An 18,367-nucleotide genomic window follows, 5' to 3' on the forward strand; every position below is an offset into this window, starting at 1 on the left:
GCCGCCGACACACAGACCTGGAGCGCGGGAGGCGTGAGTATCGGATGCCGGTGATTCGTCCCGGACGCTGAGAAGACGTCCCCCGCTCCATAGACGAAGACCCCGCCCCTGTTCGCAGCGGCGGGGTCTTCGTCGTCGGAGGTGCCGTCGTCGGAGAGCCGGCGGCCCGGTCAGATCACCGCGGCGTGGCGGAGGTCGTCGCCGTGGGAAGCCGCCCCGCCCTGCACATGCGCCCAGGACTCGGCGACGCGCGTCATCGCCTCGGCCGTCCGCTCCGGGGGCAGCGTGATGGGGATGCGCAGCCGGCGCTCCAGCACGCCTCCGGTGGTGAACCGAGGCCCGGGCGGCAGGATGAGCTGCCGCTCGCGCGCCGCGAGCGACAGCGCCGTCGAGACCGGAACTTCGAGATCGACCCACGCCGAGAGGCCGCCCGGCGTCGACGGCATCCGGATGCCGGGAAGCGCGGCGAGTCCCGCCTCGACCGCCGCGCGTCCTGCCCGCAAGCGCGTGCGCACGTGTGCGGTGAGGGCCGGCATGTCGGCGAGCAGCTCGACGGCGATGCACTGCTCGAGCAGGGCCGTGCCGAGCTCGAACGAGGGGCGCACCGCGAGGAGTCGAGTGATGAGGGACCGTTCGGCGCGGATCCAGCCGATGCGCATGCCGCCCCAGGCGATCTTCGACATCGAGCCGACGGTCACGACGCGGGGGTCGTACGCCGCCATCGGTGTGGGCGCCCACCCGCGGTCGATGTCGAGTTCCGTGGTCGTCTCGTCGACGATCAGCGTGGTCCCGGCGCTGCGCGCGGTGGCGACGAGGCGCGATCGTTCGTCATCGGGGAGCGTCGCGCCCGTCGGGTTGTGGAAGTCCGGGATCAGGTAGGCGAGATGCGGGCGTACGCTCAGGAGCGTCTCGGCGAGGTGTCGTGCGTCCCAGCCCTCGACGTCGACGGGGGTCGGCACCAGGCGGTAGCCGTGACGATGAAGCGCCTCGAGCGCGTGTGGGAAGGTCGGTTGCTCGACGAGCGCGCGCTCTCCCCGTCGTCCGATCGTCGCGAGCACCAGGTTGAGGGCGTTCAGAGCGCCCGAGGTGATCATGATCTCGTCGGCCGAGGTCTCGACGCCGCGCTCGGAGAAGCGAGCAGCGACGGCCTCGCGGAGCTCGGGGAGGCCGCGCAACGAATAGCCGCTCGTGCCCCGCATCGCGGCGAGGCGCGGGAGGGAGCGCACGGTGGCGTCGTACAGGCCGGGGGTGGAGTCCATCGAGGCGATCGACAGGTCGATGGCCGAGTCGTCGTCGGTCGGGATGGTCACGATATCGGCGTGCGGAAGGGTGATGCGGGTGCTCCCGCCGTGCAGCCGGGCGACATAGCCCTCTGCCTCGAGGAGCCCGTACGCGCGGGTGATCGTCGACCGGGAGCGGCGCAACTCCAGTGCGAGCGCACGTTCGCTCGGAAGCCGCTCGCCGACGGTCAGGCGACCGTCGAGCACGAGCGCGCGGATCTGGTCGGCGAGGGCGGACGCCGTGGCGCCGGCGGCGTTCTGCGCTCCGAGCTGTTCGACGAGTCGTGATCCCATGTCTCCAGCATGGCGCAGAAGTGGACTGATTTCTGCAGGCCACTTCTGGGGGAGTGGACTCGGATTCGGAGCGTGACCGGCATCCACCATGGAGAGATGCACCTGCGCTCCGTCTTCCTGCCCGTCACCGCCACGAGTCGGCGCGACCTCGTCGAGCGCCTCGGGCAGCTCGTGCTCGGTCTCTTCCTCTACGGCGTGGCGCTCGGGTTCATGGTGCGGGGCGGGATCGGCGTCGCTCCCTGGGATGTCCTCGCACTCGGCGTCTCGGGGAGTTCGGGCATCGGCTACGGCACCGTGACCGTGCTCGTCTCGATCGTCGTGCTGCTGCTGTGGATCCCTCTGCGGCAGCGAGTCGGCCTCGGCACGCTGCTGAACGCACTGATGGTCGGCCCCGCCGCCGACCTCACGCTGCTCGTGCTGCCCGCTCCGCCGACCGTCTGGATCGGAGCGCCGATGTTCATCTTCGGTCTGCTGCTGCTCGCCTTCGCGACAGGACTCTACATCGCTGCCGACTTCGGCCCGGGACCGCGCGACGGACTCATGACCGGACTCGTGCGCCGCACCGGCTGGAAGGTGTGGATCGTGCGGACGCTGATCGAGGGGAGCGTCCTGCTGGTCGGGTTCGCGCTCGGTGGTCCGGTCGGCGTGGGCACGGTGCTCTTCGCCTTCGGCGTTGGTCCGCTGATCGGCTGGTTCCTGCCGCGAATCACCCGGATGCGCGTGGCACGTTCTCAGCGGCTCGCCCCGCCCGCGGCGTCCGTCGCCATCTGACGCGAACTCTCGACCTACGAGAACGGCCCCCGGAATGATCTTCCGGGGGCCGTCGTCGTGTGCGGGACTCAGTCGTTGTCGGCCGCTGCGAACACCGCAACGGCGTTGTGACCGCCGAAGCCGAAGGAGTTGCTGATCGCGTACTGCGGGCCGTCACCCAGCGGCGTCGGCTCGCCGGAGAGGCGGAACGGCACGGCGGGGTCGGGCTCGGTCATGTTGATGGTGGGCGGGGCGACGCGGTCGCGCAGCGCGAGCAGCGAGAAGATCGCCTCGAGTGCGCCGGTGCCGCCGAGCAGGTGACCGGTCGATGCCTTGGTCGCCGACACGGGGATCTCGTCGATCCGGTCGCCGAAGACCTTCTTGAGCGCGACGTACTCGTTCGGGTCTCCGACCGGGGTCGACGTCGCGTGCGCGTTGATGTGCGTGACCTGATCGGCGGTGATCCCCGCCTCCTCGAGCGCCTGGGTGACGGCGCGCGCCGCTCCCGTGCCCTCGGGGTCGTTGCCGGTGATGTGGTAGGCGTCGGCCGTCACGCCGCCGCCGAGCACGTAGCCGTAGATCTTCGCACCGCGAGCCTTCGCGTGCTCCTCGGTCTCGAGGATGAGCGCTGCCGCACCCTCGCCCATGACGAAGCCGTCACGGTCGATCGCGCCGGGACGGGAAGCGGTCGCGGGGTCGTCGTTGCGACGCGACAGGGCCTGCGCCGAGGCGAAGGAGGCCATCGTGATCGGGTGGATCGCCGATTCGGTGCCACCGGCGATGACGACGTCGGCCAGCCCCTCCTGCAGGTGGTGGAACGCGTGGATGATCGACTCGGTGCTCGAGGCGCAGGCGCTCACGACGGTCTGCGCGTAGGCGCGGGCGCCGAACTGGAGCGAGAGGTTGCCGGCCGCGGCGTTGGGCATGAGCATCGGGACGGTGAGCGGCATGACGCGGCGGGGTCCCTTCTCACGCAGGGTGTCCCATGCGTCGAGGAGGGTCCAGAGACCGCCGATGCCGGTGGCGAAGTCGATGCCGAGGCGTTCGGGGGCGACCTCGGGGGAGCCCGCGTCGGCCCAGGCCTCACGGGCGGCGATCAGGGCGAACTGGGAAGAAGGGTCGAGGCGCTTGGCCTCATGGCGCGGGAGGACTTCCTCGGGCCGCACGATCGCCTCGGCGGCGAAGGCGACGGGTAGCTCGTACTGGGCGACCCAGTCGTGCTCGAGTGCGCGGGTGCCGGAGGCACCTGCGAGGAGGTTGGTCCAGTTCTCCGGAGCTGTCCCGCCGATGGCGGACGTGGCGCCGATGCCGGTGACGACGATGCGCTTGGTCATGGTGTGGTTCCTTGTCGGACGGGATTCAGAGCAGGGTGGGGCAGGACGGAGGATGCCACGCCCCGACGGTGCGGGGGTGGCATCCCTCGTGGATTACTCCTGGCCCGCGACGATGAAGTTGACGGCGTCGCCGACGGTCTTCAGGTTCTTGACCTCGTCGTCGGGGATGGTGACGCCGAACTTCTCCTCGGCGTTGACGACGATCGTCATCATCGAGATCGAGTCGATGTCGAGGTCGTCGGTAAACGACTTCTCGAGAGCGACCTCGGAGGCGTTGATGCCGGTCTCGTCGGTGATGAGCTCTGCGAGGCCGGCGAGGACCTCATCGTTGGTGAAAGCCATGTGGTCTTCCTCTTTCTTACGGGTTGTTTTCGGAACCGTGGAACAGTCTAGGGAAAGTCGGGCCCCGGTCAGGGGAGCACGACGACCTGAGCCGCGAACACGAGGCCCGCGCCGAAGCCGATCTGCAGGGCGAGACCGCCCGAGAGCTCGGGGTGCTCGGCCATCAGACGGTGGCTGGCCAGCGGGATCGATGCGGCCGAGGTGTTGCCCGTCGTCTCGATGTCGCGGGCGATCACCGTGGTCTCCGGGAGCTTCAGCTGCTTGGCGAATTCGTCGATGATGCGCATGTTCGCCTGGTGGGGGATGAAGGCGGCGATGTCGGATGCCTCGACGCCGGCGCGGTCCAGCGCCTCGCGGGCGACCTTCGCCATCTCCCAGACCGCCCAGCGGAACACCGTCTGACCTTCCTGGCGGAGGGTCGGCCACGGCACCTCGCCGTCGCGGAACTGCGTCAGGGTGCCGTTCATGCCCACGGCATCCGCCTTCGAGCCGTCGGAACCCCACACTGCGGGCGCGATGCCGGGGGTGTCGCTCGGGCCGATCACGGCGGCGCCCGCGCCGTCACCGAGCAGGAACGAGATGCTCCGATCGGCGGGATCGACGATGTCGGACAGCTTCTCGGCGCCGATCACCAGCGCGTAGCGGGCGGCACCCGCTTTGATGAGGGCATCGGCCTGGGCCACGGCGTAGGCGTATCCCGCGCAGGCGGCGTTGATGTCGTAGGCCGCTGCGGGGTTCGCGCCCACGCGGTCGGCGACGATCGCCGAGACCGACGGGGACTGCTTCGGGTTGCTGATGGTCGCGACGATGACGAGGTCGATCTGGTCGGCCGGGATCCCGGCCTTCTCGATCGCCTCGGCGGCGGCTTCGGACGCGAGGTCGATCGCGTCGGTGCCCTTGTCGGCGCGCGCACGCGTGATGATGCCGGTGCGCTGGCGGATCCACTCGTCGCTCGAGTCGATCGGACCGATCAGGTCGTCGTTGGGGACGGCGTTCTCGCCGCGCGCGGCACCGTACGAGTAGATGCGGGTGAAAGCGGGGCCCGTGGCCTGCGTCAGGGTGGCGCTCATGCGGCTTCTCCGTTCAGCAGCGCGACGGCCGCATCGAGGTCTTCGGGGGTCTTGACGGCGACGCTCGGAACGCCGCGCAGACCGCGCTTGGCGAGTCCGGTGAGCGCACCGGCGGGAGCGAGCTCGATCAGGCCGGTGATGCCCTGATCGGCGAACGACGCCATGCAGAGGTCCCAGCGCACGGGCGACGAGACCTGGTCGACCAGGTAGTCGAGAGCCTGCGCGCCGCGGGTGACGACCGATCCGTCGCGGTTCGTCCAGAGGGCCAGCGTCGGGTCGGCGGGGGTGACCTCGGCGACGGCGTCCCGCAGCACGGCCACGGCGGGAGCCATGAAGGTGGTGTGGAAGGCACCGGCCACCTGCAGCGGGATCACCCGAGTGCCCTTGACCGGCTCTGCGGCGAGGGCCTCGAGTGCGGGGAGCTCGCCCGCGACGACGATCTGGCCGCCGCCGTTGTAGTTCGCAGGCGACAGACCGAGGTCGTCGAGTCGGGCGAGGACGGCCGCCTCATCGCCACCGAGGACCGCGCTCATGCCCGTGGGGGTCTGCGCCGCGGCATCCGCCATCGCCCGTCCGCGGATGCCGACCAGGCGCATGCCCGTCTCGGCATCGATCACGTCGCTGCCCACCAGGGCGGCGATCTCGCCGACCGAGTGGCCGGCGATGCCGTCGGCCCGGCGCCCGGCGCGGGCGTTCAGGGCGTCGGCCGCGATGAGCGATGCGGCCACGATCAGCGGCTGCGCGATGCGCGTGTCCCGGATGGTGTCGGCATCCGATTCTGTGCCGTGGAGGCGGAGATCGACCTCTGCTGCGTCCGAGTACGACGCGAGGCGCTCGGCCACCCCGTCGAGTTCGAGCCAAGGGGCGAGGAAACCGGGGGTCTGCGAGCCCTGACCAGGGCATACGACGACAATCACATCCCCAGTCTGCCAATGATCGAAGGCAAGCGGTGGATGATTCATCACAAGATTCCGAAGAACGCTTGTGTGTGGCGCACAGCGCCGCGGGAAACGCGGGTCAGCGCGGCACCCGACGCTGCGACGGGCGGCGTCGGGACTGGTCGGCGGCGCCGATCGAACCGAGGATCAGGGCCGTCTGCAGGATCAACGCCTCGCGCGGGCCCGTGGCATCCCAGCCGATGACCTCGCTGACGCGCTTGAGTCGGTAGCGCACGGTGTTCGGATGCACGAAGAGCTCGCGGGCCGTCGCCTCGAGCGAGCGGCCGTTGTCGAGATAGCTCCAGAGCGTCGTGACCAGGTCGGTCGAATGCGCCTGCAGCGGGCGGTAGATCCGCTCGATGAGCGTCTGCTTGGCCAGCGGATCACCGGCGAGTGCCCGCTCCGGAAGCAGATCGTCGGCCTCGACCGGACGCGGGGCGCTGCGCCAGGCGCGGGCGACCGCGAAACCGGCGAGTGCCGCGCGGGCGCTCTGGCTGGCGTCGACGAGCGCGACGACGGCGGGACCGAGCACGACGTAGCCCGGGCCGAACGAGGGCTCCAGTCGAGACGCGATCTCGAGGAACGTGAGCTCGTCGTCCTCGGTCTCCTGCTCTTCGTCACGGGCGCGGCCGAGAACGAGGACGAGTCGTGACCCCTGCACGCCGATCAGTACGTCGACCGCCAGCTTGCGGGCGGTGCGCCGCACCTGGTCGACGTCGAACTGCGGGGGAGTCGTGCCCACGAGCACGGCGACCTCACCATGACCGTGCCACCCGAGAGCGGCGATCCGGCTGGGGAGCTCCTCGTCGGCCTCGCCCGTGAGGATCGAGTCGACCACGAGCGCCTCGAGTCGGGCATCCCAGAGTCCCCGGGCCTCGGCCGCGCGAGCGTAGACGTCGGCGGCCGCGAAGGCGACATCGCGCGAGTAGAGCAGGATCGCCTCGCGGATGTTCTCACCCTTGCCGGCGACCCGCTCCTCGGTGACCTCGACGGTCACGCGGATCAGCTGCAGGGTCTGCTGCAGACTCACGCTGCGCAGCAGCTCCCGCGGGGCGGCGGCGAAGATGTCGGCCGCGATCCACGGCGTCGAGGTGGGGTCGTCGTACCACTGGATGAACGACGTGATGCCCGCCTGGGCCACCAGCCCGACCGCAGAGCGGCGGGCTGGTGGCATGTCGGCGTACCAGGGCAGCGTGTCTTCCAGGCGCTTGATCGTCACCGAGGCGATGTCACCGGAGATCCGGCGCAGCCAGGCGAGGGTCGCGGCCTTGTCCATGCCGGCGGGAGACGAACCTGTCACCGATGACTCAGCTTTCGCCACCCGCGTTGCCGCTGGTTCCGGCGTTGACATCGTGAAGGCTGTACTTCGCGATGGCCTGCGCGGCCAGCGAGCGGTCGACGACGCCGTCCTCGGCGAGCGACTGCAGAGTGCGCACCACGATCGACGGGCCGTCGATCTTGAAGAAGCGACGTGCCGCGGCGCGGGTGTCGGAGAAACCGAAGCCATCGGCGCCGAGCGTCGCGAAACGCTGCGGGACCCACGGGCGGATCTGGTCCTGGACGGCGTGCATGAAGTCGCTCACCGCGATGACCGGACCGTCGGCGCCCTGCAGCTTCTGGGTGAGGTAAGCCGTGCGGGGCTCCTCCTCCGGGTGCAGGAAGTTGTGCTCGTCGGCGGCGAGGCCGTCGCGGCGCAGCTCGGTCCAGGAGGTGACCGACCAGACATCGGCGATCACGCCCCAGTCGTTCTTCAGCAGTTCCTGCGCTTCGAGGGCCCAGGGGAGTCCGACGCCCGAGGCGAAGAGCTGGGCGCGGTGGCCCTCGCCCTCGCCGACCGAGATGCGGTGGATGCCGCGCACGATGCCGTCGACGTCTACGTTCTCGGGCTCGGCGGGCATCACGATGGGCTCGTTGTAGAGCGTGATGTAGTACATCACGTTGGGGTCCTCGTGCTCGCCGCCGTACATGCGCTCGATACCCGACCGCACGATGTGCGCGATCTCGTAGCCGTACGCGGGGTCGTACGAGATCGTCGCGGGGTTGGTCGCGGCCAACAGGTGCGAGTGCCCGTCGGCGTGCTGCAGGCCCTCACCCGTCAGGGTGGTGCGACCGGCGGTGGCGCCCATGATGAAACCGCGTGCCATCTGGTCGCCCGCGGCCCACTGGGCGTCGCCCGTGCGCTGGAAACCGAACATCGAGTAGAAGAGGTAGATCGGGATCAGCGGCTCGCCGTGCGTGGCGTACGACGTGCCGGCAGCGGTGAACGCCGCGAGGGCGCCCGCCTCGTTGATGCCGACGTGCACGATCTGGCCCTGCGGGCTCTCCTTGTAGGCGAGGAGGAGCTCGCGGTCGACCGAGGTGTAGTGCTGGCCGTTCGGGTTGTAGATCTTCGCCGTCGGGAAGTACGCGTCCATACCGAAGGTGCGTGCCTCGTCGGGGATGATCGGCACGATACGGTGGCCGAAGTCCTTCGAGCGCAGCAGGTCCTTCAGCAGTCGGACGAACGCCATGGTCGTGGCGATCTCCTGCGTGCCGGAGCCCTTCTTCGGGAGCGCGTAGGCGGTGTCGTCGGGCAGCGAGAGACCGACGTGCGTCGAACGACGCTCGGGCAGGAAGCCGCCGAGGTTGTTGCGGCGCTCCAGCATGTACTGGATGGTCTCGTCCTGGGGGCCCGGGTTGTAGTACGGGGGCAGGTACGGGTTCTCCTCGAGCTGCGCGTCCGTGATCGGGATGTGCATGGCGTCGCGGAACGTCTTGAGGTTGTCCAGCGTCATCTTCTTCATCTGGTGGGTCGCGTTGCGGCCCTCGAAGTGCGGACCGAGGCCGTAGCCCTTGACGGTCTTCGCGAGGATGACGGTGGGCTTGCCCTTGTGCTCGGTCGCGGCCTTGAACGCGGCGTAGACCTTGCGGTAGTCGTGGCCACCGCGCTTGAGGTTCCAGATGTCGTCGTCGGAGTAGTTCTCGACGAGAGCGGCGGCGCGCTCGTCGCGTCCGAAGAAGTGCTCGCGTATGTATCCGCCGGACTCGGCCTTGAACGTCTGGAAGTCGCCGTCGGGCGTGACGTTCATGAGGTTGAGCAGCGCACCCTCGGTGTCGCGGGCGAGGAGGTCGTCCCACTCACGGCCCCAGACGACCTTGATGACGTTCCAGCCGGCACCGCGGAAGAACGACTCGAGCTCCTGCACGATCTTGCCGTTGCCGCGCACCGGGCCGTCGAGACGCTGGAGGTTGCAGTTGACGACGAAGGTCAGGTTGTCGAGTCCCTCGTTGGCCGCGACCTGGAGCTGTCCGCGGCTCTCGACCTCGTCCATCTCGCCGTCGCCGAGGAAGGCCCAGACGTGCGACTGCGAGGTGTCCTTGATGCCGCGGTTCTCGAGGTACTTGTTCGACATCGCCTGGTAGATCGCGTTGATCGGGCCGAGACCCATCGACACGGTCGGGAACTGCCAGTACTCCGGCATCAGGCGCGGGTGCGGGTAGGAGGGCAGGCCGTGCGGGGCGTGCGACTTCTCCTGGCGGAAGCCGTCGAGCTGGTCCTCGCTCAGTCGGCCCTCGAGGAAGGAGCGGGCGTAGGTGCCGGGCGAGGCGTGGCCCTGGATGAAGATCTGGTCGGCGCCGCCGGGGTTGTCGGCACCCTTGAAGAAGTGGTTGAAGCCCACCTCGTAGAGCGCGGCCGACGACGCGTAGGTCGAGATGTGCCCGCCGACGCTGATGCCGGGACGCTGGGCGCGGTGCACCGTGATGGCGGCGTTCCAGCGGATCCACGCGCGGTAGCGGCGCTCCACCTCTTCATCACCGGGGAACTCGGGCTCGTTCTCGGGTGCGATCGTGTTGATGTAGTCGGTGGTCGGAACCATCGGCACGCCCAGGTGCAGCTCCTTCGAGCGCTTCAGCAGGCTGAGCATGATCTCGCGCCCACGGCCGTGGCCCTTGGCATCGACGAGCTCATCGAGCGACTGCTGCCACTCACCCGTCTCTTCCGGGTCGCTGTCGAGAGAGTCCTGAGAGTACGGATCCTGGTCGTGGACGGTCACGGGGAGCCTTTCGTCAAGCTGGCAGGTCATGCCAAGGAAACGGGAAGCGACGCGGGCAGCCTTGTCGGCTGTGCACAACGCGCGCCGTCCTCAGCCTAGCCCTCTTCCACCATGCGGGTGCGCATCCGCATACGGATACACTGGACGCACCAGGGCCTTTAGCTCAGCTGGTAGAGCGCCACGTTTACACCGTGGATGTCGTCGGTTCGATCCCGGCAGGGCCCACCTACAAATCACTGGGATCTGCCGAACCTGGCTTCAGGTGGCATTCCGTGCGCGGCCCCCGGCGGCCCCCTGAGCATCTCGCCATCGATCGGGGCGCTGATCAACGACCGTTGGTGCGTGGGCAGGCGCGCCGTAGCGGGATCACATCAACGACGCCCGCGTCTGTGGTTCATTCCCGATCGGTGTGATGAACGCTTCGCCGCACGGTGAGGGTCAGGGCGGTGCCGTCAGGCGAGGTCGAGGTGACGGCGATCTTCCCGCCGTGTCGGGTAATGGTGTCTTGTACGAGTGCGAGGCCGATTCCGAAGCCCGTGCGGGCGTTGCCGCCGCCGTCGACAGCGTCTGAGGAGCGGGCGAAGCGGTCGAAGATGCGGTGCGGGTCGATCCCTTGGATGCCGGGTCCGTGGTCGATCACGGTGATAGCAACGGTCCGGCGGTCTGCTTGCGCAACGAGCTCCACGATGCCGGGCGGTGAATGCTTGACGGCGTTGTCGAGGAGAGCGATGAGGCTGCGTCGAAGGCTTGCTTCGGGGATCTCGACGGAGACGTCCGGGGAGGTGGCTGTCGCGACGATCCTGATGCCGTGCTGTTGGGCGATCACGGTCATTGCTGACGCTGCGGACGCCATGGTGTCGTTGACTGAGGACGTGGGGTCTCCGTCGACAGGCGTGATGTCGATGGAGTCGAGGAGGTCCGTGACGACGGCATTGAGGTTCCTTGAATCGTCGCGCAGTTCGGTGATGATGTCGGCGTTCGGGTCGTTGGGGCCGGATGTGCGCTGGAGGACCTGTAGGCGTGCGTCGAGGATGGCGAGCGGTGTGCGGAGTTCGTGCGAGGCGTCGGCGACGAAGCGGCGCTGACGTTGGAGCGCATCGATGAGGGGTGAGACCGCTCGACGAGTGGCGATGAGCGCGATGGTACCGGCGAAAATGATCGCGACGATGCCGACGATGACCGCCCCGATCACGATGTCAACGCCTTCGATGTCGATCGTGGTCTCCTGCCCTCCGGGTGAGAACAGATGGTCGGGGGGAATCTGGCTGAAGACGATGAGCAGCGCGGCGATCAAGACACCGATGACGAGAATCGAGACTGCGACGGCGATCCAGATTCCGACCCGTCTCGCGGCGACTCGGACCAATCGGGTATCCGCGTCGGCGGTTCCGCGGTCGCGACTCACAGCTGCCCCAGTCGATACCCGCGCCCGCGCACTGTGGTGACGATGTCGATGTCGGTCTTACGACGAAGGTAGTGGACGTACGTGTCGACGGTCCCGGGGGTGTCGGTGGGGGAGAACACGGATTCGAGGATGTCTTCGCGGCTGAACGTCCGGTCGGGGTGGGCGGCGAGCAGCGTCAGCAACTTCGTCTCCCGGTCGGTGAGAATGATTCGTCCGTCGTATGGGGAGTAGATGGCTCGGGATTCCGGGTAGAACTCCCATCCGCCGATTCGGACGAACGGGCCCTCGCCGTTGGAGACTCGGCGGATCGCGCGCAGCCGTGCGAAGAGTTCGTCGAATTCGAACGGCTTGACCAGGTAGTCGTTGGCTCCGGCGTCGAGGCCGCGCACTTTGTCGTGCACGCTGCCGAGGGCTGTGAGGATGAGCATGGGGGTGGCGCTGTTGTCCCGTCGGAGGGTCTCGACGATGGAGATGCCGTCGATCGTCGGGAGGCGGCGGTCGACGATCATCGCGTCGTATCGCTGTTCCTGGGCATCGCTGAGGGCCTCTTCACCGTCAGTGAATAGGGTGACGTCGTACACCTCGTCGAGTACCCGGGCGATCAGCGGACCCAGCTGCGGGTCATCCTCCACGAGCAGGAGACGCGGTCGGTTGACGGACGGCATCGCTGCTCCCTTCTCGGTCACGAATCTCCTTTTGTCATTCCAGAATCCACCACACGGGTCAGAGCAGCCACCTCTTCTCGTCGCTGCGGGTGCAAGAGGCGACTGTTCCTCATCAGCGCTCCCAGACACAGACACCAAACAGAGACCAACAAGAGCGACCCGAGCACGTCAGAGGGGTAGTGCGCTCCAAGGTACATCCGCGACCACGCCGTCGTCAGCGCGACCACGGCTGCCACCACGATCGCCGCTGCCCGATATCGCCACCCGGCGAGCATCACCACCGTGCTCATCCCGAGCGCGGTCGCGAACGCCGTATGCCCGCTGGGATAGCTGAAAGAGGTGGGCTCCACGAGAATCGGATGCGCGAGCAGCGACATGTCCAGTCGGGGCCGCTGGATGATCACCTTGATGACGTCAGCGGCAGCCCACGGGATCGCGATCAGGAGAGCCATACGCAGGGCGGTCCACCACGACCGCCCGACCATGCCCGCGATCACGACCGCCAGTACAGCCACGAGAACCGCGAATCGCGGCCCGAAGACGACGTCGATGAATTGGGCGATCGCATCGAGCGCGGGGGCATGGAAGCCGTTGACCGCGACCACGGCGTTCGTCTCGGCGTTGGTGAGGGACGGGTTGCCGCTGACGATGAGGCCGAGGGCTTCGATCGTGGCAAACATCGCGCCCGCGATGAGCCAGAGTGCAAGCGGCGGGAAGCGTCGTACAGGGGTCATGCGCTTCACTCTCCTCAGCAGGTGCTAAGAAATCTCTCAGAATGATCGGCACCCTCGGATGACTCGGTTTTCTTGGTGGTTTCTTACAGGCGGCGGAGGAGTGTGTGGTTCGACGGGCACCTTGCCTGGAAAGGAACGAAGCCATGCTCACGAAGAAGAAGCTCATGATCGGCAGCGGGATCGGAGCGACGGCGATAGTCATCGTGGTCGGCGGACTCGCATTGAATCTCCCCGCTCAAGCCGCCACACCGACGTCCCCGATGTCGTCCCACTCCACGACGGCGAACGACGACGGGGAGACCAACGATGACGGCCCCGGTGCCGCAGACACCGACGCCGAGACCAACGACGATGCTCCCGGTGCCACGGACTCCGACACCGAGACGAACGATGACGCCTCCGGTGCAACGGATGCGGAGACCGATGACGACGGTCCCGGCGCTGCGGACACCGACGTCGAGACTAACGACGATGGTGATGCTTCCTCCGGAAACTGATATCGCTGAAGGGAGGGGCCGGGCGTGCATCGCGTTCGGCCCCTTCGCCTTGTGCGGCGCGGCTCAGGCCGCCTTGGTCATTCGAGCGTGGCAAGCAGGGCCGACAGTGCGGTCTTCTCGTCTACGGTGTCGGGTGCTTTCGCTCGCACCGCCGTCAGCGCTGTATCGATCTGCCCGTCGATGTACGTCCATCCCGTGTCATCGAGAGGTTGCAGCGTTGATTGGGAGTCGTCCCATGCCTTTTCCAAATCGGTGATCCGTGCAGCGGCGGCCTTCTGCTTCCCTGCTTGGATCATGGAGAGAGTGTCTGCCGTGATGGTGCGGAACTCAGCTATGGGCGCTGCCGGGAACTTCGCTGTGGCGGAGGTTCCTGGAGGCAGTGTGACCGATGTTGCCGGGCCTTCGCCTTCGCTGGCGGGCGCTGCCGAGTGGGGCTGTGCGGCTGCCCAGGCGAGGAGCGCGATAGTCAGCAGAGCCACGACGGTGTAGAAGCCGAGGACCCGCCGCTCGCTCGTCTTTGTGGTGGGAGTCGTCAGCGGTCTCGTCTCGATGACGTCTGCTCGGGTGAGGGTGAGATAGATCACCGTCGCGAGGATCGCGACCAGGAAGATCACGCTGGTGAGCGCGACGCCCAGACCGAGCCCCTGCTGGTCGGACGGCAGCCCGAACCAGTCGCCGAGGTTTGCGCCCAGCGGACGTGTCAGGATGTAGGCGAGCCAGAACGCCAGGACCGCATTGCCACCCATCCGCCATCCGACGACGACGGCGACGATCAGGCCCGCAGGCAGCAGCACCGACACCCCCGGACCCCAGCCGGTCAGTTCCAGGATCCAGTCGCCCGCCGCCGTGCCGAGGGCGAAGGTCACCAGAATCGCGAGCCAATAGAACAGCTCCCGCGGCGTGGTCGTGATGCTGTGGATCGAAAGTGTTCGCTGACTGAACCACCACACCCCGAACACGATAGCCAACAGTCCCGCGAACACCGCCGTGCTCACCGCGAGCGGAACCCCGAGGCTGTCGGTGAGGATGTCGGTGTAGAGGGTGCCCGTCACGCTCACCACAACCACCGTGAGCCAGTACACGAACGGCACGTACCTCCGCAGCAGCAGTTGCCATCCGAGTACGACCGCGAACACCGCCGTGAAGATCAGCGCCGTGCTCTCGAGCCCCACACCCAGTGACATGTTGATCCAGTCGGCGAAACTCTCGCCCACAGTGGTGCACAGGATCTTGATGATCCAGAACCACAGCGTGATCTCGGGAACCTTGCTCAGCATCTCGCGGCGAACCCATGGTCTGGCCGCTCTCATCGTTGTAGTCACGAAACGGAGGCTACGAAGCCGCTTCTAAGACCCCTCTGAGAAACCATGACGGATTCTGTCAAGAACGATCGCACGATCCTCGTCCCACTCGAGGTGGGTGAGGGTGCCGATCGTGAGCGTCGCGCTCCCGCCCGCGCGCAGATACGTCAGCAGAGTGCGACCGCACCCGCGGCAGAGCAGGATCATGCCGGTGTCGTCGAGTTCAGCGACAGCATCCGCCACCACCGCGGCGCGCAGGCAGTGCGTGCATCGCGCTCGCGCGCCGGTCATGTCCCTGCCGAAGATCTCGAGCAGATACCCGCCGGCGGCGTTGCCGTCGACGCGCCGGACGGTCCGGGGTTCGGGAGTGTGTTCCATCAGGCTCCTCCGAAGCGCTCGGTGCGGATGCGGTCGGGCGGATGCCCCGCCGCGACGAGGAGATCGGCGACGGCCTCGACGAAACCGGTCGGCCCGCATACATAGACCGACGGCTGCAGCGACGGCGGATGGGTCGACGAGAGGATGGTCGCAGCATCCACCCGACCGGCGGCACGTGCGAAGCCGGGCGGAGCGACGCGCGAATAGGCCCAGTCGACGACGAGGCCGTTGCCGGTGAGGCGGTCGATGTCGTCGAGGTAGAAGGCATCCGACGCCGAGCGCACGGCGTACAGCAGCCGCATGGGCGCGCTGCTGCCGGAACGCTCGTGTGCACGGGCGATGGCGATGAGGGGAACGATGCCCGATCCGCCGGCGATCAGCTGAACGGGTTCGGGGCGATCGGGGGTCCAGACGAAGTAGCCGCCGATCGGTCCGCGGATCTCCAATTGATCGCCGGGCCGCACGTCTTCGACCAGGTAGGGGGAGACCTCGCCGTCGGGAACCTCGTCGACCGCGAGTTCGAGAACCTCGCCGGGGCCGGAGGAGGCGAGCGAGTAGGACCGCACGGCCTGGTATCCGTCCTCGGCTGTGAGGCGCACGTCCACGTGCTGCCCGGCGAGATTGCCCGGCCAGCCGTCGACCTGCAGTCCGAGGATGCGCCCGTGGCTTCCGGCGCCGCGTGTCGTGACGACGGTCGCCGGGCGCCACAGCGGTGCGGTCGTCACCAGTACCGTTCCTCCTTCCAGGGGTCGCCGTGCATGTTGTAGCCGTTCTGCTCCCAGAATCCCGGTGCGTCCTGCTCGCGCAGGTTCAGCCCGTGCACCCACTTCGCCGACTTCCAGAAGTAGAGGTGCGGAACGAGCAGGCGTGCGGGTCCGCCGTGTTCGGGGGCGAGGGGCTCGCCGTCGAACTCCAGCGCGATCCATGCGCGCCCTCCGACGAGGTCGTCGCGGGAGAGGTTGGTCGTGTATCCGCCGTAGGAGAAGACCTCGGCGAATGCCGCATCGTCGCCGACTGCGTCGAGGAGGCGTTCGACCGCGACGCCGCGCCACTTCGTGCCGAGCTTGGACCAGCGGGTCACGCAGTGGATGTCGGTGGTGACCGTCTCGATCGGGAGCGCGTGCAGCTCCTCCCACGTCCAGGTGTGCCGAATCCCGTCGCGACCGACGACGACGAACTCCCAGGACTCGGTCGGGATCCGGGGCGTCGGCCCGGCCGACAGAACGGGGAAGTCCTCGGTCAAATACTGGCCGGGAGGGAGCCGCTCATCGGACTCTCGTCTGCGCGCTCCGAATCCGCGGGAGATCACACTCATGCTCGCCTGCCTTCGCTCGTGTGGGGTCATTCAAGCGGATGGGCGACGGTCGCGCTACGACATCTGTCGAACGTCCGCGCATCGCCCTGAGTGGCGAAGTGGATCCGACACTCCTGCGAAATCAATTATTTACTTGTCTACGTGTAAAACCTGCTAGCTTCACACGTAAATCAGTTGATAACTCAAGGAGCCACGTTGCTGCAGGATTCTGCTTCCTCTGCTGTCTCCGGATCGCGCGCGACGGCCCCGGCCGCCGCCGAGCGGCTCGCGCGCGACAACATGGCGCTGGCCACGTTCCTCGCGCTGGAGAAGGCCCGCACGGCGGAGCACGTCGACCTCGACGACCTCATGTCGGCCGCTCGACTCGGGCTCGCCCGCGCGGCGATGACCTACGAACCCGAGCGCGGCATCCCCTTCGGCGCCTTCGCCCGCACGCAGATCACCTGGGCGATGCTCTCGGAGATGCGTCGAGCCGACCCCGCCGGGGAGCGCGGGCGCGACAAGATCGAGCTCATCCGCGCCGCCGGCGACGCCGTGCTTGCCCGCACCGGCCGTGCCGGCACACCCGCCGAGGTCGCGAAGGAAGCGGGTCTCGACATCGCGGCGGTCGTCGAGATGCTGCACCTGGATGCGATGGTGCGCACGGCCACGAGCTTCGAGGAGCACTTCGATCCCGAATCGGGTCGACAGGCGGTCGATCTCACGGACAGCATCGTGCTCCCCGAGTTCGCCGCGGAGCAGAACGAGACGCGTGACATGGTCGTGCGCGTGCTCGATGCGCTGCCGGACGCGATGCGCCGGGTGATCCGCGGGATCTACCTCGACGATCGCATGGTCAAGGACCTCGCCGACGAGATGGAGGTGAGCCACGCCTACGTGTCGAAGCTGCGCTCGCGCGGTCTCGCTCTCATGCGTGAGGCGATGGAGGCCTGGGAGCAGGGGACCGCCGGCGACCGCACCAGCCCCGCGAAGGCCGAGTTCTTCGGAGCGCTCTTCGGATCGGAGAAGCCCGCGAGCGCGCACCGCAGCGAAGACCTCCTGCCTGCGATCTGACTTTCCCGTCGGTCACCGGTTACGGACCGCGCGAGCTGTCGCGAATGTGGGATGTGCAGGTCCACGGATGGACCCGCTTCCAGTCCCATAACCACGGAGGATACTCATGGGTCTTCAGATCGCAACCAACGTCAGCGCGCTCAACTCATACCGCAACCTGTCGAGCAACCAGAACGACGTCTCGAAGTCGCTCGAGAAGCTCTCGAGCGGCCTGCGCATCAACCGCGCAGCCGATGACGCCGCCGGCCTCGCCATCTCCGAGGGCCTGCGCTCGCAGGTCAACGGCCTGAACGTCGCAGCCCGCAACGCTCAGGACGGCATCTCGGTCATCCAGACCGCAGAAGGCCAGCTCACCGAGGTCCACTCCATCCTGCAGCGCGTGCGCGACCTCGCGGTGCAGGCCGGTAACGACTCGAACAACGCGGACTCGCGCAAGGCGATCACCACCGAGGTGACGCAGCTCGTGGACGAACTCGACCGCATCGCCGAGAGCGCCAACTTCAACGGCATCCAGCTGCTCGACGGCACCGCCGGCGCGGCGGGCAACGGTGTGCTGAGCTTCCAGGTCGGCGCCGACGGTTCCGCCTCGAGCCAGATCACCGTGAACCTTGGCACGGCGAACATCGCCACGCTGGCGGCAGACCTGCGCGACGACATCCTCACCACTGCGGATGGCTTCGCCAACCCGACCGTCGCCGCCGCGACGATCGACACGGTCGACGCCGCGATCAAGAGCGTCTCGTCGGCCCGCGCCGACCTCGGTGCGGTGCAGAACCGCTTCGAGTCGACGATCAACTCGCTGCAGGTCTCGGCCGAGAACCTCTCGGCGGCCAAGAGCCGCATCGCCGACACCGACATGGCGGCCGAGATGGTCAAGTACACGGCTGCGAACATCCTGCAGCAGGCGGGCACCGCGATGCTCGCGCAGGCGAACCAGTCCGGCCAGGGCGTTCTCCAGCTGCTCCGTTGAGCCGCCG

General features: G+C 67.8%; 18 protein-coding genes and 1 tRNA gene. 5 read left to right on the forward strand and 14 right to left on the reverse strand.

The window, feature by feature from the left end; all coding sequences use genetic code 11:
- Positions 1-170: 170 nt before the first annotated feature.
- A complete protein-coding gene (gene yczR / locus KZC52_RS01370) occupies positions 171-1,574 on the reverse strand; it encodes a MocR-like transcription factor YczR (RefSeq protein ID WP_247622284.1) in 1,404 nt (467 codons plus the stop codon).
- A 96-nt stretch (positions 1,575-1,670) separates the two neighbouring features.
- On the opposite strand from yczR, the gene yczE reads away from it, so the two are divergent.
- A complete protein-coding gene (gene yczE, locus KZC52_RS01375) occupies positions 1,671-2,345 on the forward strand; it encodes a membrane protein YczE (RefSeq protein ID WP_247622285.1) in 675 nt (224 codons plus the stop codon).
- 68 nt (positions 2,346-2,413) lie between these two features.
- Here the strand turns inward: yczE and KZC52_RS01380 are convergent, their stop codons facing one another.
- From KZC52_RS01380 to aceE, 6 genes are all read right to left on the reverse strand, one after another.
- On the reverse strand, positions 2,414-3,658 hold the full coding sequence (locus tag KZC52_RS01380) for a beta-ketoacyl-[acyl-carrier-protein] synthase family protein (RefSeq protein WP_247622286.1): 1,245 nt from the start codon (positions 3,656-3,658) through the stop codon (positions 2,414-2,416).
- Between the two features lie 93 nt (positions 3,659-3,751).
- A complete protein-coding gene (locus tag KZC52_RS01385; RefSeq protein ID WP_017202249.1) occupies positions 3,752-4,000 on the reverse strand; it encodes an acyl carrier protein in 249 nt (82 codons plus the stop codon).
- A gap of 68 nt (positions 4,001-4,068) precedes the next feature.
- Complete coding sequence (locus KZC52_RS01390; protein ID WP_247622287.1) at positions 4,069-5,070, reverse strand: beta-ketoacyl-ACP synthase III; 1,002 nt, start codon at positions 5,068-5,070, stop codon at positions 4,069-4,071.
- Positions 5,067-5,987 (reverse strand): ACP S-malonyltransferase, encoded by a 921-nt coding sequence (locus KZC52_RS01395; protein ID WP_247622288.1) that lies wholly within the window; start codon positions 5,985-5,987, stop codon positions 5,067-5,069. The genes KZC52_RS01390 and KZC52_RS01395 overlap by 4 nt, the downstream gene beginning before the upstream one ends.
- 100 nt (positions 5,988-6,087) lie before the next feature.
- Positions 6,088-7,284, reverse strand: a complete 1,197-nt coding sequence (locus KZC52_RS01400) for a PucR family transcriptional regulator (RefSeq protein ID WP_247624680.1) — start codon at positions 7,282-7,284, stop codon at positions 6,088-6,090.
- 31 nt (positions 7,285-7,315) lie between these two features.
- The gene (aceE, locus tag KZC52_RS01405) at positions 7,316-10,042 is read right to left on the reverse strand and encodes a pyruvate dehydrogenase (acetyl-transferring), homodimeric type (RefSeq protein ID WP_247622289.1); all 2,727 of its coding nucleotides are present in this window, start codon (positions 10,040-10,042) and stop codon (positions 7,316-7,318) included.
- Between the two features lie 152 nt (positions 10,043-10,194).
- Here aceE and KZC52_RS01410 point away from each other — a divergent pair.
- Positions 10,195-10,267 (forward strand) — tRNA-Val (locus KZC52_RS01410).
- A gap of 169 nt (positions 10,268-10,436) precedes the next feature.
- Here the strand turns inward: KZC52_RS01410 and KZC52_RS01415 are convergent.
- From KZC52_RS01415 to KZC52_RS01425, 3 genes are read right to left on the reverse strand one after another with little or no spacing between them, the layout of a single operon-like run.
- Positions 10,437-11,447 (reverse strand): sensor histidine kinase, encoded by a 1,011-nt coding sequence (locus KZC52_RS01415; RefSeq protein ID WP_247622290.1) that lies wholly within the window; start codon positions 11,445-11,447, stop codon positions 10,437-10,439.
- Positions 11,444-12,112: a response regulator transcription factor gene (locus tag KZC52_RS01420; protein WP_247624681.1), complete on the reverse strand. Its 669-nt coding sequence runs from the start codon at positions 12,110-12,112 to the stop codon at positions 11,444-11,446. Before KZC52_RS01420 ends, KZC52_RS01415 begins: the two co-directional genes overlap by 4 nt.
- Before the next feature lie 17 nt (positions 12,113-12,129).
- A complete protein-coding gene (locus KZC52_RS01425; protein WP_247622291.1) occupies positions 12,130-12,846 on the reverse strand; it encodes a phosphatase PAP2 family protein in 717 nt (238 codons plus the stop codon).
- A 143-nt stretch (positions 12,847-12,989) separates the two neighbouring features.
- Here KZC52_RS01425 and KZC52_RS01430 point away from each other — a divergent pair, with 143 nt between their 5' ends.
- Positions 12,990-13,343, forward strand: a complete 354-nt coding sequence (locus tag KZC52_RS01430; protein ID WP_247622292.1) for an MSCRAMM family adhesin SdrC — start codon at positions 12,990-12,992, stop codon at positions 13,341-13,343.
- Positions 13,344-13,420: 77 nt separating this feature from the next.
- Here KZC52_RS01430 and KZC52_RS01435 read toward each other — a convergent pair whose 3' ends face one another.
- From KZC52_RS01435 to KZC52_RS01450, 4 genes are all read right to left on the reverse strand, one after another.
- Positions 13,421-14,620 (reverse strand): COG4705 family protein, encoded by a 1,200-nt coding sequence (locus KZC52_RS01435; RefSeq protein WP_247622293.1) that lies wholly within the window; start codon positions 14,618-14,620, stop codon positions 13,421-13,423.
- 69 nt (positions 14,621-14,689) lie between these two features.
- Entirely contained in the window at positions 14,690-15,022 is a 333-nt protein-coding gene (locus KZC52_RS01440) for a DUF6510 family protein (RefSeq protein WP_247622294.1), read from the reverse strand.
- A complete protein-coding gene (locus KZC52_RS01445) occupies positions 15,022-15,747 on the reverse strand; it encodes an FAD-binding oxidoreductase (protein ID WP_247622295.1) in 726 nt (241 codons plus the stop codon). The genes KZC52_RS01440 and KZC52_RS01445 overlap by 1 nt, the downstream gene beginning before the upstream one ends.
- Positions 15,744-16,337, reverse strand: coding sequence for a sulfite oxidase-like oxidoreductase (locus tag KZC52_RS01450; RefSeq protein ID WP_247622296.1), 594 nt, complete (start codon positions 16,335-16,337; stop codon positions 15,744-15,746). Before KZC52_RS01450 ends, KZC52_RS01445 begins: the two co-directional genes overlap by 4 nt.
- Before the next feature lie 195 nt (positions 16,338-16,532).
- Between KZC52_RS01450 and KZC52_RS01455 the strand changes: the two genes are divergently transcribed.
- Positions 16,533-17,390, forward strand: coding sequence for a sigma-70 family RNA polymerase sigma factor (locus tag KZC52_RS01455; protein ID WP_247622297.1), 858 nt, complete (start codon positions 16,533-16,535; stop codon positions 17,388-17,390).
- A gap of 106 nt (positions 17,391-17,496) precedes the next feature.
- A complete protein-coding gene (locus KZC52_RS01460; protein WP_247622298.1) occupies positions 17,497-18,360 on the forward strand; it encodes a flagellin N-terminal helical domain-containing protein in 864 nt (287 codons plus the stop codon).
- Positions 18,361-18,367 lie beyond the last annotated feature (7 nt).

Source organism: Microbacterium galbinum (genome assembly GCF_023091225.1).
Taxonomy (GTDB): Bacteria; Actinomycetota; Actinomycetes; order Actinomycetales; family Microbacteriaceae; genus Microbacterium; species Microbacterium galbinum.